General features: G+C 71.5%; 15 protein-coding genes and 1 pseudogene. 12 read left to right on the top strand and 4 right to left on the bottom strand.

All coding sequences use genetic code 11. The features are described from left to right. Positions 1–182 precede the first annotated feature (182 nt). Together ABH941_RS07830 and ABH941_RS07835 are read left to right on the top strand one after the other, a co-directional pair. Complete coding sequence (locus ABH941_RS07830; protein WP_370127880.1) at positions 183–1,526, top strand: cytochrome P450; 1,344 nt, start codon at positions 183–185, stop codon at positions 1,524–1,526. A gap of 459 nt (positions 1,527–1,985) precedes the next feature. Further along, a pseudogene (locus ABH941_RS07835) lies at positions 1,986–2,189 on the top strand (carbohydrate ABC transporter permease); the annotation flags it as partial. 18 nt (positions 2,190–2,207) lie between these two features. Here ABH941_RS07835 and ABH941_RS07840 read toward each other — a convergent pair. Continuing rightward, complete coding sequence (locus ABH941_RS07840; protein ID WP_370127881.1) at positions 2,208–2,780, bottom strand: TetR family transcriptional regulator; 573 nt, start codon at positions 2,778–2,780, stop codon at positions 2,208–2,210. A 99-nt stretch (positions 2,781–2,879) separates the two neighbouring features. Between ABH941_RS07840 and ABH941_RS07845 the strand changes: the two genes are divergently transcribed. The 3 genes from ABH941_RS07845 (at position 2,880) to ABH941_RS07855 (ending at position 5,519) form a co-directional block, all read left to right on the top strand. Next, complete coding sequence (locus ABH941_RS07845) at positions 2,880–3,776, top strand: SDR family oxidoreductase (RefSeq protein ID WP_370127883.1); 897 nt, start codon at positions 2,880–2,882, stop codon at positions 3,774–3,776. Positions 3,777–3,867: 91 nt separating this feature from the next. Continuing rightward, a complete protein-coding gene (locus ABH941_RS07850) occupies positions 3,868–4,164 on the top strand; it encodes a hypothetical protein (RefSeq protein ID WP_370127884.1) in 297 nt (98 codons plus the stop codon). Between the two features lie 92 nt (positions 4,165–4,256). Then, the gene (locus ABH941_RS07855; RefSeq protein WP_370127885.1) at positions 4,257–5,519 is read left to right on the top strand and encodes a glycosyltransferase 87 family protein; all 1,263 of its coding nucleotides are present in this window, start codon (positions 4,257–4,259) and stop codon (positions 5,517–5,519) included. On the opposite strand, the gene ABH941_RS07860 is transcribed toward ABH941_RS07855, so the two are convergent. From ABH941_RS07860 to ABH941_RS07870, 3 genes are all read right to left on the bottom strand, one after another. Continuing rightward, positions 5,437–6,093 carry a response regulator gene (locus tag ABH941_RS07860; RefSeq protein WP_370127886.1) on the bottom strand — a complete coding sequence of 219 codons (657 nt, stop codon included), beginning with the start codon at positions 6,091–6,093 and terminating at the stop codon, positions 5,437–5,439. The two genes, ABH941_RS07855 and ABH941_RS07860, sit on opposite strands and share 83 nt — an antisense overlap. 15 nt (positions 6,094–6,108) lie before the next feature. Continuing rightward, the gene (locus ABH941_RS07865) at positions 6,109–7,782 is read right to left on the bottom strand and encodes a sensor histidine kinase (protein ID WP_370127887.1); all 1,674 of its coding nucleotides are present in this window, start codon (positions 7,780–7,782) and stop codon (positions 6,109–6,111) included. A gap of 99 nt (positions 7,783–7,881) precedes the next feature. Continuing rightward, a complete protein-coding gene (locus ABH941_RS07870; RefSeq protein ID WP_370127888.1) occupies positions 7,882–8,931 on the bottom strand; it encodes a LacI family DNA-binding transcriptional regulator in 1,050 nt (349 codons plus the stop codon). Positions 8,932–9,138: 207 nt separating this feature from the next. Here ABH941_RS07870 and ABH941_RS07875 point away from each other — a divergent pair, with 207 nt between their 5' ends. The 7 genes from ABH941_RS07875 to ABH941_RS07905 are packed head-to-tail and all read left to right on the top strand — an operon-like array spanning position 9,139 to position 15,443. Continuing rightward, positions 9,139–10,083 carry a dihydrodipicolinate synthase family protein gene (locus ABH941_RS07875; RefSeq protein ID WP_370127889.1) on the top strand — a complete coding sequence of 315 codons (945 nt, stop codon included), beginning with the start codon at positions 9,139–9,141 and terminating at the stop codon, positions 10,081–10,083. A gap of 7 nt (positions 10,084–10,090) precedes the next feature. Continuing rightward, complete coding sequence (locus tag ABH941_RS07880; RefSeq protein ID WP_370127890.1) at positions 10,091–10,963, top strand: ABC transporter substrate-binding protein; 873 nt, start codon at positions 10,091–10,093, stop codon at positions 10,961–10,963. A gap of 38 nt (positions 10,964–11,001) precedes the next feature. Next, a complete protein-coding gene (locus ABH941_RS07885; RefSeq protein WP_370127891.1) occupies positions 11,002–11,760 on the top strand; it encodes an amino acid ABC transporter permease in 759 nt (252 codons plus the stop codon). After that, positions 11,757–12,539 carry an amino acid ABC transporter ATP-binding protein gene (locus ABH941_RS07890; protein WP_370127892.1) on the top strand — a complete coding sequence of 261 codons (783 nt, stop codon included), beginning with the start codon at positions 11,757–11,759 and terminating at the stop codon, positions 12,537–12,539. The genes ABH941_RS07885 and ABH941_RS07890 overlap by 4 nt, the downstream gene beginning before the upstream one ends. 8 nt (positions 12,540–12,547) lie before the next feature. After that, on the top strand, positions 12,548–12,865 hold the full coding sequence (locus ABH941_RS07895) for a (2Fe-2S)-binding protein (RefSeq protein WP_370127893.1): 318 nt from the start codon (positions 12,548–12,550) through the stop codon (positions 12,863–12,865). After that, entirely contained in the window at positions 12,862–14,268 is a 1,407-nt protein-coding gene (locus ABH941_RS07900; RefSeq protein ID WP_370127894.1) for an FAD-dependent oxidoreductase, read from the top strand. Before ABH941_RS07895 ends, ABH941_RS07900 begins: the two co-directional genes overlap by 4 nt. Then, complete coding sequence (locus tag ABH941_RS07905; RefSeq protein WP_370127895.1) at positions 14,265–15,443, top strand: NAD(P)/FAD-dependent oxidoreductase; 1,179 nt, start codon at positions 14,265–14,267, stop codon at positions 15,441–15,443. Before ABH941_RS07900 ends, ABH941_RS07905 begins: the two co-directional genes overlap by 4 nt. The last annotated feature ends 11 nt before the right edge of the window (positions 15,444–15,454 follow it).

A 15,454-nucleotide genomic window follows, 5' to 3' on the forward strand; every position in this document is an offset into this window, starting at 1 on the left:
TGTCGCACCGTCAACCGCCGTCCATGGAACGGGAAGGGTTGCCCCAGATGCGGTGATACGATCGCACAAATCTTGCGGAGCAGGTGGATCCACCCCACACATTCTGGGGATGCAGCACCTGGCCCCTGACTAGTCTCGTCAGCGTTTTGCTGGCCCGCCGGCTTTAGGAGCCACAGGCAGACATGGACGTTCGCTCTTCCGCCCCGGTGCCCCCACCCGGCTGCCCTGCTCACTCCGCCGGCGGCCGTGTGCCGCTCTACAAGCCGGAGTTCACCGCAGATCCGCAGGCCTACTACGCCTACCTGCGCCACTTCGGGCCGACCGCGCCGGTCGACCTCGCTCCCGGTGTCGAAGCGACCTTGGTCACCGACTACCAGACTGCCTTGCGCATGCTGCAGGACCCGGTGAACTTTCGTAAGGACTCGCGGCGGTGGCGCGCCCAGGCGGAGGGCAGGCTGCCCGTGGGTAGTCCGGTGGTCCCGACGCTGACCTACCGGCCGAATGCCCTGTTCAGCGACGGTGCCGAGCACCTGCGGCTGCGCCAGGCCATCACGGACAGCCTGGCCCGCGTCGACATGCCCCGTCTCGCGCGCAGCACTGAGCAGGTCTCGGACTTCCTGATCGCCCACTTCGGGGGGCGCGGCTCGGCAGACCTGCTCGGTGACTACGCCAAGCAGGTGTCCCTCATGGTCTTCAACGAGCTGTTCGGCTGCCCCGCCGACATCGGTGACCGGGTCATGTTCGGCACCTCCGGCATGTTCGAAGGCGTCAACGCCGAGCAAGCGGTCGGCGTGCTGTTCGGCGCCTGCGGCGAGCTGGTGGCGCTCAAGCGCAGCCGGCCGGGCGACGACGTCACTTCGTGGCTGCTGCAGCACCCCGCCAACCTGACGGACGAGGAGATGGTCTACCAGCTCGCGCTTCTGCTTGCCTCCGGCTCCGAACCGCTGCGCAACCTCATCGGAAACACGCTGCACCGGGTGCTCACCGACGAGGAGTACGCCCGCAAGGGCGGGCTCATCGACGAGGCCATCGATCACACGCTCTGGGAGAACCCGCCCATGGCGAACTTCATGGCGCACTACCCCGCTACAGACATGGAGTTCGCCGGCCAGCACTTCCGGGCGGGCGATCTGCTGCTTGTCAGCATCGGTGCCGCGAACACGGGACCGGACCTGGCCATGGCTCGGAAGACGAACAGTCGCGCACACCTGGCGTGGAGCGCGGGGCCCCACGGCTGCCCGGCGAAGGACCCAGCCCGCCAGATCGCGGTCACCGCGATTGAGAACCTGCTCAAGCAGGTCCCCGACGTCGTCCTCGCTGTTCCGGAGCAGAGCCTGTCGTGGCGCCCCGGGCCGTTCAGTCGCGGCCTGGTCGCCCTTCCGACCCGCTTCACCCCAGTGGAGATCGCGCACCGAACCAGCTCAGCACCAGCTCCGGCACCCGCGCCCGGTACGAATCCCGTCGCTGCGGGGACCAAGGAGGGCGGAGGTCGCTGGAGCCAGTTCCTCAACTGGCTCAAGGCGTAGTCTGCGTCGGCCTCGCGCCGTCGCAGGACGGAACCCCCGTGTCAAGCCCCGGGTTTCGTGGAGAGTGGGTTAGCTGGTTTTCTGGAGTGACGCAGGGGGTTCGGTCGCGTGGTGGGCGGCTTCGTGCTCTGCGAGGGTGATGTGGCCGAGCCTGGGGACTCTCGTTGCCGGCGGAGGAGGGTATTTCGGGTTCGTGCTGCAGCGGTAGCAGGGATGCGGAACGGGTCCGGACGACAGTGGTCGTCCGGGCCCGTTTCTGCACGGTTATCCGCGCCGCATCGCAGCCTCTGGCCGGCTCTGCTCGCAGCCCCTGGCCTGCGGCCGCGCCAGAACCTCCCGCGCCTCATCCGTGCCCACCCTCGGCAGCATCGGCCAGCCGCCGGACAGTTGTCCACATGCACCCGGGTCACCGGCCCTCCGGCCCGGCGCCGCACCTCCACCGCCCGGACCCGCGGCGGCAACGAGTTCCCGATCCAGGTCGGGCTGAACCAACTGCTGTCGTCCACCCCCTCGTTCAACCCCGTCGCCGGCGCGGGTCTGAACATCACCGTCCCGGAGCTGGCGCCGGCCATCATCGTCGCCATCCTGCCGGTGCTGGTCCTGTTCCTGTTCTCACAGCGGACCCTGGTCTCCGGCATGCTCGCCGGCGCGACCAAGGACTGACCTCCCAGGTCCCCGAATTCACCTCGCGTCGGCGGCCATCGCCACGAGTTCGCCCATCACCTCGCGCTCGATGTCGAGGAACGACCGCTCCTCGCCCGGGGCGATCCACTTCTGGAAGGCCACGCCGAACACGGTCACGCCGGATTCCGCGGCGAGCGTGGCCGTCGCTCCGGGAACCCCCCGCGCGTGAAGTGCGGCAGCGATGGCGGTGGCCAGCCCCGCCAGCTTCAGGAGCTCCCGTTCCTGCAGCGCGGGATTCGCGGCGATGATCATCTGCCGCCGCCGTGAGTGGTCGCGGCGTTCGGCCGGGAAGAACGCCGCCGCGGCCGACAGGGCGGACTCGACCGTCCTGAGCGGTGACGTGTCCGGCGCCGCGACGGCCAGTCCGTCCAGGAACGCCTGCTCCAGCAGTTCCTGACCGCTGAAGAGCACCTCGCGCTTGTCGGCGAAGTGGCGGAAGAACGTGCGCTCCGTGAGGCCGACGGCCTGGGCGATGTCGGCCGCGGTCGTCCTTTCGAAGCCGCGGGTGATGTAGAGGTCCATCGCCGCCGCCTGCAGTCGCTCCCGCGTCCCGGGCTCCCATCGCACCATGCGGCCACTCTAGCGATGACAGTGGCCGACATAGCGGCTACTCTGACAGCAGTCACTGACGTCAGTCACTGACATGGCTCATCGAAGGAGATCATTCCCATGCGCGTCTTCGTCACCGGAGCATCCGGGTGGATCGGCTCGGCCGCAGTCGACGAGCTGCTCGCCGCCGGTCACGAGGTGGTCGGGCTCGCCCGCTCCGACGCCTCGGCCGCATCCCTCGACGCGAAGGGCGCCCGGGTCCACCGCGGCGACCTGGACGACCTCGACAGCATCCGGGAGGGCGCCGCGGCCGCCGACGCCGTCCTCCACCTCGCCAACAAGCACGACTTCGACAACCCCGCCGTCTCCAGCCTGGCCGAACGGAACGCCGTGCGGACGATCGGCGACGTCCTCACCGGATCGGGCCGTCCGTTCCTGGTGGCCTCCGGCGTCGCCGGCGCTGCGCAGGGCCGGCTGCTGACCGAGGACGACAGGTCGCCGTTCCACGGCCTGGAGTCCCCCCGGGGCGGCAGCGAGAACCTCGCACTGGAGTACGTCGATCACGGTGTGCACACGGTGGTTCTTCGCTTCGCGCCGACCGTGCACGGCGCCGGCGACTACGGGTTCATCGCGGCCCTGGTCGCGATCGCCCGCGAACACGGGGTCGCGGGCTACGTCGGCGACGGCGCCAACCGCTGGCCGGCGGTCCACCGGTCGGACGCCGCCCGGGTCACCCGCCTGGGACTGGAGAAGGCCCCGGCGGGCACGCTGCTGCACGCGGTGGGCGAGGAGGGAGTCGCCACCCGGGAGATCGCGGAGGCCATCGGACGGGGACTCGACGTTCCGGTGACCTCGATCGAACCGCAGGACGCCCAGAAGCACTTCGGCTGGATCGGCCGCTTCTTCGCCCTGGACGTCGCCACGTCGAGCGCCCGCACACAGGAGCTCCTCAGCTGGACCCCGACCGGGCCCACCCTCCTCCAGGACCTGGACTCCGGGTCCTACTTCCGCGCCTGACCCGACACGCGACAAACGCACAGCTTTCCGGACACAGGGTGACATAATCACCACTCAGCGTCACCAACCACTGACTGTCTGGAAGGTCTCCGTGAAGAAGACACTGCTGCGCACCGCCGTCGCCGCCACCATCGCCCTGGCCGCCCTGGCCGGCTCCGCCCCCGCCTTCGCTGACGCACAGCCGAGCGTCTCCACCTCCAGCACCACCTCGGACAGCGCCGCCCTCACCGGCGGCGAGGAGGGCGGGTCTGTGACGACCTCCAGCACCACCTCGGACAGCGCGACCGTCACCGGCCCCGTGGTCGACGACGACGACAGCTGCTACGGCCACTGGACCGAGCTGAGCTGGAAGGCCCAGGACGCCTGCGACGACAGCTTCGACGACTGACCGGTCCTCACCTGCTCCACCAGGAACGAGCGTGAGCCCTGTGCCGGCCTTTTCCTGTCGGCACAGGGCTCACGGTGCTGGAGAATGCCGGCGTGACACACCTTCGGCACCTCTCCCTCCGCGCGGACCGGCGGGACCTCGGGCTGGCCCTGCTCGCGCTCGGCGTCCTCGTGGCGAGTCTGGCGCGCTTCTCGCACGGCGAGCCCAACCTGACCGGATACTCCATCGATCTTGACGTCTACCGGTTGGGCGCACGCGCGTGGCTGTCCGGCCGCGATCTGTACGGCGGACTGCCGCCCACCCAGAACGGCCTGCACCTCGGCTTCACCTATCCGCCGATAGCAGCTGTCGTCCTGGCTCCCCTGACGCTGGTCCCCGCGCCGGTGGCCGCGATCCTGGTCACCGCGGTGTCCTTGGGCCTGCTGGCCGCCACCACGGCCCTGATGCTGGAGCGTTCGGGCGTACTGCCGCGTACTGCCGCGATACGCCTGGCGGTGGCGCTGATGCCGGCGGCCGTCCTGTTCGAGCCGATCCGCTCGACGCTGGGCTACGGGCAGGTCAACGTGGCGCTGATGGCCATGGTGGCGTTCGACTGCCTGTCGCCGCGGGTGCACTGGCCCCGTGGCGCCCTGGTCGGCCTCGCCGCGGCGATCAAGCTCACCCCGGCGGTCTTCGTGCTCTACTTCCTGATACACCGTCAGTGGCGCGCGGCTGCCAACGCCGCCGGATCCTTCCTGGCCGTGGGGGCGCTGGGTGCCCTGCTGGCGCCGCGGGATTCGGTCCGGTACTGGACCGCTGCCGTCTTCGACACCGGGCGCGTGGGTTCGGTCACCCTCGCTGCCGACCAGTCGCTCAACGGTGTCCTCGCCCGGGCCCATCTCTCCGGCTTCGCCCTGCACCTGGCCTGGCTGGGCGCCGCCGCAGCCGTCGGCTGCCTCGCGTCGGCCGGGGTGGCCCGCGCGGCCCGCGCGCGGCGGCCGGTGCACGCGCTCGCGCTCACGGCGTGTGCGGCGCTGCTGGTCTCCCCGATCTCCTGGTCGCACCACTGGGTGTGGGCGGCCCCGGTTCTCCTCACCGCAGCGGTCGCCGCCCACCGTGGCGCCAATCGCCGTACCCGGGCACTGGTCTACAGCAGTGTCGTGCTCTTCGTGGTCGGACCGCAGCGCTGGCTGCCCGGCGGCGGAGGCGGGGAACCGCACTGGTCCTGGTGGCAGCAGATCATCGGCAGCGCCTACGTCTGGGCGGCGCTGGCCGCCCTGCTCGCCGCCGTGTTCACGAACGCGGATCGGCGTCGCGGGCCAGCAGGGCGGCCTGTACCCGGTTCTCGCACTCCAGCTTGGTCAGGATCCGACTGACATACGTTTTGACGGTGGCTTCGCTCATATGGATGCGCTGACCGGCGTCGGCGTTGGAGAGCCCCTCCCCCAGGAGCGCCAGGACCTGGCGCTCCCGCTCGTTCAAGGTGGCGATGAGGCGCCGGGCCCGTGCTTCGCGGTCGGTGGCCGACGCCGTGGCGGCCAGGGACTCCGCCGCGTAGCGGGCGGCCACCGGGGAGAGGAACGCGTCGCCCGCGGCCACCGCCCGCACGGCCGCGATCAGTTCGGCCGGTGCCGAGTCCTTGAGGACGAAGCCCGCCCCGCCCTGGCGCAGCGCGCGCAGGACGTTCTCGCGGTCACCGAACGTGGTCAGGATCAGCGCCCGCACCGACGGCGCGCAGCGCTTCAGTTCGGCGAGCACGGTGAGCCCGTCCATGAGCGGCATCCGGATGTCGACCAGGGCGACGTCCACGCTGTAGGAGCGGGCCTTTTCCAGTGCCTCACGGCCGTTGGCCGCCTCGGCGACGACTTCGATGTCCGCGGCCGAGGTGAGGATCATCGTGATGCCCGCCCGGATGAGGGGTTCGTCGTCGGCGATGAGGACCCTGATCACCTGGTCTCCTGCCGGTCAGTTGGCGACGTCGATCTCACGCTTGCCGACCAGTCTGCCGCTCTGGAAGCAGAAACGGTAAACCGTCTGGACCTTCCCGAGCAGGGGCTTCTCCGGTGTGCCCTCGGCCATCAGGTCCAGGCAGGTCTGACCGGGCGGATCGGCCGGCAGTTTCCCGTCCAGCGCGGTGATGAGCAGCGACTTGCCCGAGGGCAGTTCCTGGCGCACCGCAGTCTCGCTCTGGCCAGGCTGTACCGAGTCATAGGTGGAACGGGAGACCAGGTTGCTGCCGACCTGGCTCACCAGTTTGCTGACGCCGAAGAACCCCGCTACTCCGATCACCAGCAGTACGGCCAGGGCGATTCCACAGCCGGCCAGGCAGCCCTTGGCCCTCCTGTTCTTCACCGTGGGCGTGAACCCCTCCTCGGGGTCGCTCTCGCCGGGAAAGTCCTGTGGAGCAGGGACCACGGTCGCCGACCCGCCGGCGGCCACAGGCTGGTACGGCAGCACCCCGGCGAGCCGGAAGCCGCCGTCACCGGTCGGGCCGGTGTGCAGCATCCCGCCGGCCAGCCGGATCCGCTCCTGCAGCCCGGTCAGCCCCTGGCCGCCGCCCGTGCCCGCCAGACCGGCGCGGTCCGCCGACGGCACCGGTCCATTGCCGACCTCCACCACCAGCGCGTCCGGTTCATAGCAGAGCCGTACCGCGATGGCCGCGCCCGGGGCGTGCTTGTACGCGTTGGTCAGCCCCTCCTGCACGATCCGGTACGCGGCGTGACTGGAGGCGGTGGACATCGGCCGGGGCGTCCCCGACTCCTCCATCCGGACCGGCGTGCCCGTCGTGGCCGCGAGCGCCACCAGTTCCCCGATGCCGCCGACCCCGGCCGAGCCGTTCGGCGACGGCTCGGCCCCGCTCCCGGTGGGCAGCGCGAGCATGCCGACCACCGAGCGCAGTTCGGCCATCGCGGCAGCCGAGGCCCTGCGCACCACGCCGACGGCCGTGTGTGCGGCCTCGCCCAGGGTAGGGTCCACCTCCAGGGCCCCGGCGTGCACCGCGATCAGGACCAGTTGATGGCCGAGGCTGTCGTGCATGTCATGGGCGATCCGCTGGCGCTCGCGGATCCGGGCCTGCTCCGCCACCCAGCCGCGCTCGCGCAGCAACTGCGCGTTGTGGTCCCGCAGCGCCTTCAGCAGCAGCCGGCGCTGGGTCCGGTAGCGGTTGACCAGCCCGGGGAGCAGTGAGAACACCAGAAAGGTCAGGGCGCTCCCGGTGACGTCGAGGAGCACATTGGACCAGTCCGGGGCCCCGATCGTGGAGAGCAACGTCAGGCAGAGGTACGAGCCGCCGAAGGCGGCGGCCGTCCTCGGCATCGCCTCGATCCTGCGTCCGGCCGACCAACTGACCGCGATCAGCAGCAGGCCCCCGTCCCCCAGGCCGCTGAGAACGCCCGCCGCGACCAGCGCGGTCGCGGGCATCGCTCGCCGCAGCAGCGAGACCACGGCCACAGCCAGCCCGATGCCGGCGGCCTCCGGCCAGGCCGCCGGCCCTGTGCCGTGTTCGCTCAGCCAGAGCCCTGCCGCCGTCAGGGCCAGAAACGCCGACAGCACGGCCTCCCCGGCCATCTGACGACGCGTCCAGTCGGCAGGATCGGTCAGCCGCTGCCACAGGCCCAGCACCCCTGATCGGATTTTCACACTGCCAACCCTAGGCAGCCTCCCCCACCCGGCACATCCGCCGAAGGTCGGCCCACCCGTCGACGAAAGGCTCGACCGCACGGCCGGGGCGGACACCGCCTAGTTGACCGGCGGGGGCGCCGTCGACTGCCTTACGACCAGGCGTGAGCCGACCCGGATCAGCCGGCCGGTGGCCTCCGGGCCGGTGCTGTCATGATCACCGCCGGCGTCCGGGCGGCTGTTGACGCGGCGCAGGATCTGCTCCGCGGCGAGTTCGCCCAGATCCTGGGCGCCGCTGTCGACGACGGTGACCGGCGGGTGCCAGTGGGAGAGCCAGGGCGCCGCCTCGTGGCACACCAGCGAGAGCTGGTCCGGGACCTGGACGCCGAGCTGGACCAGAGCTCCCAGGACCCCGAGGGTCGCCTCGTGGTTGGCGCTGTACAGGGCGGTGGGCCACGGCACGGCGCCGCCCATCAGCCGCATCACCGCCTCGGCGCCGAACGGCACCGTGTACGGGCCGCGTACGCACAGGTCGGGGTCGGCCTGGAGCCCGGCGGCGGCCAGTGCGGCGGCGAAGCCGGCGTAGCGGTCGCGTCCGGAGTCGACGGTGGGCGGGCCGCCGATGAAGGCGATCCGGCGGTGCCCCAGGTCCAGCAGATGCCGGGTGGCCAGCTCCGCGCCCTCGTGGTCGGCGGCCATCACGGAGTCCCCGGGGGCGCCGTCGGGCGAGCGCATCAGATTGACCACCGGTATCCCGGCCGCGCTCACCTCCCGCACCATCGCGTTGTTGTCACCGGTGCCCACGATGATCAGGCCGTCGACGCGGTGGTCCAGCAGCATCTCCAGATAGCGGCGCTCCCGCGCCGGGTCGGCGTCGGTGACGCACAGCAGCACCTGATAGCCGAACTCGTCCAGCCGCTGCTGGAGCACCCCGGTGATGGTGTGGAACGAGGCGTTCACCAGATTGGTGATCACCAGGCCGATGAGATTGCTGCGCCGGGTGCGCAGCCCGCTGGCGATCCGGTTGGGGCGGTAGCCGAGGCGCTCTGCAGCGGACTGCACCGCTTTCCTGGTCCGGTCGCTGACCCGGCCCGAGCCGCTCAGCACCCGCGAGGCCGTGCTCTTGGAGACCCCGGCCGCGTCGGCCACCTGGTCCAAGGTGACTGCCATCGGTCCACCCCGATCATGAAATCGATCCCATATCGCTGCCTTTCAAGCTCGGGCAGCAGTCGCCATCATGGCAGAAGATCCTGAGTCGCCGACGTAAATACTCTGTTTCACCAGCCATTCACGGGCACTGCAGGGTTGACCTGATCTCCGTCCGGCTGCAACCGTTCTGCGCAATCGATCCCACAACAAGGCCGATCGGAGCGCACCATGAGCCCAGCCGCCGTCTCCTGGCGCGGGTACTGGCCGGCCGCACCCACACCCTTCACCGCCGAGGGCTCGCTCGACGAGGCGGCCTGGCGCGCGCTGCTCCGGCTGTACGCCGGACAGGGCGTGCACGGGGTGCTGGTGAACGGCACCACCGGCGAGTGGTTCTCGCAGACCCCCGAGGAGCGGCGCCGGGTGGCCGAGATCGCGGTCGAGGAACTCGCCGGCCGGGTGCCGGTGGTGATCGGCTGCGGCGCGTTCACCGCGGCCGAGTGCGCACGGTACGGCGAACACGCCCGCGCCGTCGGCGCCGACGGCATCCTCACCACCCCGCCGCCCTACGTGCACCCGAGCCAGGAGGAGATCTACGCCTTCTACCGCAGCCTGACCGAGGCGGTCGACCTGCCGCTCATGGTCTACAACTGGCCGCGCGGCACCGCGGTCGACATCACCGTCGACACCCTGTCCAGGCTCGCCGACCTGGACAACGTCGCTGCCGTCAAGGACAGTTCGGGCGACGAACTGAAGGTGGCGGACACCTGCGCGGCGCTGGCCGACCGGGTCCAGGTCTTCGGCCGCTTCATCCACCGCCGCGGCATGGCCGTGATGGCCGAGTTCGGCGGCGCCGGGAACATCGACGGCGGCGCCCTGGGCGCCCCCTTCGCCGTCCCCTTCTACGAGAGCTTCTGGACCGGTGACCTCGACCGGGCCAGGGAATGGTCCGCCCGCTACGAACGGCTCGTGAGCCTGCTGGTCAACGGCGACTACAGCTCCAGGTTCGCCTCACCCACCTCGCAGCTCAAAGCCGCCATGCGGCTGCTCGGGCAGCCCGGAGGGCATGTTCGCCCCCCGCTCCTCCCGTTGCAGGACCCGTCCGATCTGCGCCGCCTGTCGAAGGCGCTCGACGAGGCCGGGCTGCACTCCTCTTCCTGCACCGCCGAAAGGTGAACCGACCATGCGCAGACTGATCCTCGCCGCCTCCGCTTCTCTGCTCCTCACGGTCACGGCCTGCAGCAGCGGCCAGACCTCCTCCTCGTCCGCCGGCGCCGCGTCATCGGCCGCCTGTACCCCGAAGCTGGGCAAGGCCGACCTGGTCACAGCCGGCACGCTGACCATGTCGACCAACGCGACCCTGCCGCCGATGCAGTACCTGGACGCCTCCGGCAACGTCGTCGGCATGCGGGTCGAGCTCGGCGACGAGATCGCCAAGGTCCTGTGCCTCACTCCGCACTTCGTCAACATCCCCTTCGACGCCCAGATCCCCGGTGTGGAGTCCGGCCGCTGGGACATGATCGACACCGGGATGTTCTACACCCCGGCGCGCGCCAAGACCATCAAGCTGGTCCCCTACGAGATCCAGGGCGTCTCCGTCTCCGTCGCCCAGGGCAACCCGAAGAAGATCACCTCCGAGGCCGACCTGTCCGGGAAGACCATCGCCGTCGAGGCCCCGGGCTACGAGTTCGACACCCTCAACGCCCTCAACACCCAGCTGAAGGCGGCCGGCAAGCCGAGTGTCACGGTCCGCACCTTCACCACCACCGCCGACGCCTACCAGGCGCTGGCCGTCGGGCAGGTCGACGGCGTGGCCATCGTCGCCGCGGTGACCAGCTACTACCAGAAGGACGGCCGCTTCCAGACGGCGGTCGACGGCATGAACCCCGCGCCGCTGGCCCTCGGCTTCGGCAAGCAGACCGCGGCCGACGCGGTGGCGGGAGCTCTGCGGACACTCCGTCAGAACGGCTTCCTCGCCTCGCTGTTCAAGAAGTACAACGTCACCGCCTACTCCGGCGCACTCCAGGTGACCACCGGCGCCGTCAGCGCCAACTGACCCCGCGACACCCCCGCACGACGGAAAGGGCGAGAGCCATGTGGTCCTGGGAAGCGTTCTTCTCCTTCCTCCACAACCCCCAGCTCATCCAGGGAGCCTGGACAACCGTCTGGCTGACGGTGGTCAGCATGGCGCTCGCCCTCCCGCTCGCCGTGCTCGTGGCCCTGGGCCGGGCCTCCGGGTTCGCACCCGTCCGGCTCGTCACCGGCTGTTATGTGTGGCTGATGCGCGGTACCCCGCTGCTGGTGCAACTGGTCATCATCTACACCGGGCTGCCCCAGATCGGTCTGCGCCTGGGCGTGATCAGCTCGGCCCTGACCGGCCTGGTCCTCAACGAAGCGGCCTACCTCTCGGAGATCGTCCGCGCCGGGGTGCTCTCCGTGCCGCACGGCCAGGCGGAGGCCGCCCGGGCCCTGGGCATGTCGCCCTGGCGGGTGCTGCGGGTGGTGATCATGCCGCAGGCGCTGCGGGTGATGGTGCCGCCGCTCGGCAACAGCTTCAACGGCCTGCTCAAGACCACCACCCTGGTCTCGGTGATCTCCGTCGAGGAGCTGCTGCGCCGCACCCAGTTCGCCGTCCAGACCAACTTCCGGGTCCTGGAGGGGCTGACCGCCGCAGCCCTGTACTACCTGGCGATGACCACGCTCTGGGGCTTCGCCCAGCGGTGGCTGGAGACCCGCGTGAGCCGCGGCCACCGGACCCGGCCGACCGTCCGGCGCATGGGCGGCGCCAAGCCTCCCGCACCGGACAGCACCCTCGCCGCCACCGCACCGGACCTGGGAATGGAGACACGATGAGCACCGCAACACCGTCCGCGCCCGTGGTCGTCGAGGCACGCGGGATCCGCAAGTCGTTCGGCGACGTCGAGGTGCTGAAGGGCATCGACCTGACCGTCCGACGCGGCGAGGCGGTGCTCGTCCTGGGCCCCTCCGGCGGCGGCAAGAGCACCTTCCTGCGCACCCTGAACCACCTGGAGCGTCCGGATGCGGGCACCGTCAGCATCTGCGGCGAACCGCTCGGCCACCTGGAGCGGGCGGGTCGGACGACCGCACTGCGGGAGCGGCGGATCGCCGTCCAGCGGCGGCGTACCGGCATGGTCTTCCAGCAGTTCAACCTGTTCCCGAACATGACGGCCGCGGACAATGTGGCGGCCGGCCCGGTGCATGTGAACGGCGTCCCCCGGGCGAAGGCGCGCGCCGACGCCCGCGAGCTGCTGGCGATGGTGGGCCTCGCCGACAAGGCCGGCTCCTACCCCTCCGAGCTCTCCGGCGGCCAGCAGCAGCGGGTGGCCATCGCCCGTGCCCTGGCGATGAGCCCCGACCTGCTGCTCTTCGACGAACCCACCTCGGCGCTGGACCCGGAGATGGTCAGGGAGGTGCTCGACGTCATGCTCCGGCTCCGCGAAGAGGGCATGACGATGATCGTGGTCAGCCACGAGATGGGGTTCGCCCGCGCGGCGGCCGACCGGGTGGTGCTCATCAGCGACGGAGTGGTGGTCGAGGACCAACCCCCGGAGAGCTTTTTCTCCGCCCCGCAGCACGAACGCACCCGCCAGTTCCTCGGCCGGATCCTGTGAGGACACCCATGACCATCAGCCGACCGACCACCGGCCGACGCGCGTCCCGGCCCCCCGAGAGCGTCACCGTCACCATCGACGGCGTCCCCGGCCGGGCCTGGGCCGGCCAGTCGGTGTCCGCGGTCCTGGTCGCGGCGGGCATCTGGCCGCTGCGCCGCAACCAGGTCAACGGCCGACTGCGCGGACCCTTCTGCGGCATGGGCGTCTGCATGGAGTGCGAGGTGACCATCGACGGCCGCCCGGACTCCCGCAGCTGCACCGCGCATGTCGCCGAGGGGACGGACATCCGCACTCACACCGAGCCCGGGACGGAGCCAGACGCATGACCGGCGACCTGGAGGCGGACGTCGCGGTGGTCGGCGGCGGGCCCGCCGGACTCCACGCGGCGCTGGTGCTGGCCCGCGGCGGACTGCGGGTGGTCCTGCTCGACGAGTCCGAGACGCTCGGCGGCCAGTACTACAAGCGCCGGGCCGCCCCCCTGGCCGCGGCCTTCGGCGACTTCCGCCCGCACGGCACCGAACTGATCCGCCGGGTGCACGAGGCGGGCGTCGACTGCCGCACCGGCACCCTGGTCTGGGGCGCGGAGGACGGCGGACGCACGCTGTTCACCAGCGACGTACGGACCGGCGCCGCCGGACGGGTGCGCGTGCGGGCCACGCTCGCCGCGACCGGCGCGTACGAACGCACCCTGCCCTTCCCCGGCTGGACCCTGCCCGGCGTGGTCACCGCCGGCTTCGCGCTGCACCTGGCCACCATGGACCGGGTGCCGGTCGGCCGCCGCGTCGTGCTGGCCGGGACCGGGCCGTTCCTGCTTCCGGTCGCCTGCGCCCTGCTGGAGGCGGGGGCGAGGATCGAGGCGCTGGTCGAGCTGAACCACCCGTACCGGCCCCGGGCGGCGGCGCTCGGCGCGCTACGTCAACCCGCCCGCCTCGCCGAGGCCGCGGGCTACCTGCTCACCCTCTCCCGGCACGGCGTCCGCGTCGAGCAGGGCGCACGCGTACTGGCCGCGCACGGGGACACCCGGGTCACCGCCGTCGACATCGGCCCCGCCGCGGAAAGCGCGGGCGGCGCCGTGCGGCGGGTGGAGACCGACGCGCTCTGTGTGGGCTTCGGCTTCCGTCCCAGCACCGAACTGCCCCGGCTGTTGGGCTGCCGCACCACAGCGGAACTTCCTGCCGTCGACCCGGACGGCGCGACCTCGGTGCCGGGACTGTACGTCGCGGGTGACTGCGCCGGCATCGCCGGGGTGCACGCGGCCGGGGTACGCGGACAGCTCGCCGCCCACGCGATCCTGCGCCATCTCGGCGCGGGCCTCCCCTCCGGATCGGCGGATTCCCGACGGGTGGCGACGCTGCGCCGACGGGCCCGCTCGCTGGACCGGTTCGCGGCGCTGAACGACCGGCTCTTCCCGCTGCCCGCCGCCACCGTCGCGGCCATCGCCGACCCCACCGAGGTGTGCCGCTGCGAGGGCGTGACCGCTGGTGAGGTCCGGCAGGCCGCCGACACCGGCTGGAACGACCTGCACGGCGCCAAGGGCGCGACCCGGGCCGGCATGGGCCTGTGCCAGGGACGCGAGTGCGGCCACATCGTGGCGGCACTCGCCGCGTGCGGCGAGCCGGAGTCGCAAACCTTCGCCGCCCGGATGCCGCTGCGGCCGGTGCCCGTGGCCACCGCGCTCTCCCTTACGTCGACCGATCCGACCGGTCGGCAGGAGGTGACGGACCGTTGACCGCACGGGAGGACGGCACGGGCGCCCAGCCCGACGTCATCGTCATCGGAGCCGGGATCCTCGGCGCCTGCACCGCTTTCCAGCTCGCCGAACGCGGCTACCGCGTCGCGGTGCTGGAGCGCGGCGCACCCAATCGCGAGGGCTCCGGCACCACCGCCGGCAACCTGCACATCCAGGCCATTCACACCCGGCGCCCGGGCCAGCCGGTACCGGTGGACAACGCACGTCTGCTCCCGCTGCAGCGGCGGGCGTCCGACCACTGGTCGCAGGTCGAGGACCGGCTCGGCACCGGCGTCGAGCTGCGGCGCAACGGCGGGTTCATGGTCGCCGAGAGCGCCGCCCAGGAGCAGGAGCTCCGGGACAAGCACCTGCTGGAGCGTCAGGCCGGCATTCCCACCGAGCTGCTCACCGGCGACCAGGCGCGCGAGCGGCTGCCGCTGCTGTCGGAGCGGGTGCGCGCCGCCAGCTGGTGCCCGCTCGACGGTTACGCCAATCCGCTGCTGATCACCCCGGCCTATCTGGCCGCCGCCCGCCGCCACGGTGCGCGGCTGCACCCCTTCACCCCGGTCACCGGCATCCGCCGGGTCGGCGGCGACTACCAGGTGCTCTCCGGCGACCGCAGCTGGACGGCGCCGGCAGTGGTCAACGTCGCCGGGCCGTGGATCAGCGGCGTCGCCGCGCTGGCCGGGATCCCGATCCGGATGTCCCCGGTCGCGATCCAGATGCATGTGACCGCACGGGTGCCACCGGTGATGCGCCATCTGGTCCAGCACATCGGCGAGGGCATGTCGGTCAAGCAGGTCAGCGCGGGCAACCTGCTCGTCGGCGGCGGCTGGCCCGCCGCCGAACTGGACCTGGACGGCCGCAGCACCGTCAGCCCGGAGAGCATCGCCGGCAATCTCGCCCAGGCCGCACGCGTCCTGCCGTTCCTCGGCGGGCTGCGCCTGCTGCGCACCTGGGCCGGACCGCTGGCCGCCACCCCGGACGAGATGCCGGTGATCGGCGAGGTCCCCGGGCACCCCGGCTTCTTCGTCGCGGGCGGTACCTACGCGTTCACCCTCGCTCCGGTGTGGGGGGAGACCCTGTCCCGCCTGATCGCCCGCGAGTCACCGGCCGACCCGGTGGACGACCTCGGCCCCGGCCGCCTGCTGCCCGACCCCGTCCCCGCTCCCTGACCCTGAAAGGC

The sequence above is a fragment of the Streptacidiphilus sp. EB103A genome (genome assembly GCF_041261405.1).
Classification (GTDB): Bacteria; Actinomycetota; Actinomycetes; order Streptomycetales; family Streptomycetaceae; genus Streptacidiphilus.

Bases quoted from the DNA above. Each gene is read 5' to 3' on its own strand.
- ABH941_RS07845 (WP_370127883.1), top strand. From the start codon at position 2,880: ATGCGCGTCTTCGTCACCGGAGCATCCGGGTGGATCGGCTCGGCCGCA.
- ABH941_RS07875 (WP_370127889.1), top strand. From the start codon at position 9,139: ATGAGCCCAGCCGCCGTCTCCTGGCGCGGGTACTGGCCGGCCGCACCC.
- ABH941_RS07900 (WP_370127894.1), top strand. From the start codon at position 12,862: ATGACCGGCGACCTGGAGGCGGACGTCGCGGTGGTCGGCGGCGGGCCC.
- ABH941_RS07870 (WP_370127888.1), bottom strand. From the start codon at position 8,931: ATGGCAGTCACCTTGGACCAGGTGGCCGACGCGGCCGGGGTCTCCAAG.
- ABH941_RS07885 (WP_370127891.1), top strand. From the start codon at position 11,002: ATGTGGTCCTGGGAAGCGTTCTTCTCCTTCCTCCACAACCCCCAGCTC.
- ABH941_RS07895 (WP_370127893.1), top strand. From the start codon at position 12,548: ATGACCATCAGCCGACCGACCACCGGCCGACGCGCGTCCCGGCCCCCC.
- ABH941_RS07830 (WP_370127880.1), top strand. From the start codon at position 183: ATGGACGTTCGCTCTTCCGCCCCGGTGCCCCCACCCGGCTGCCCTGCT.
- ABH941_RS07890 (WP_370127892.1), top strand. From the start codon at position 11,757: ATGAGCACCGCAACACCGTCCGCGCCCGTGGTCGTCGAGGCACGCGGG.
- ABH941_RS07840 (WP_370127881.1), bottom strand. From the start codon at position 2,780: ATGGTGCGATGGGAGCCCGGGACGCGGGAGCGACTGCAGGCGGCGGCG.
- ABH941_RS07880 (WP_370127890.1), top strand. From the start codon at position 10,091: ATGCGCAGACTGATCCTCGCCGCCTCCGCTTCTCTGCTCCTCACGGTC.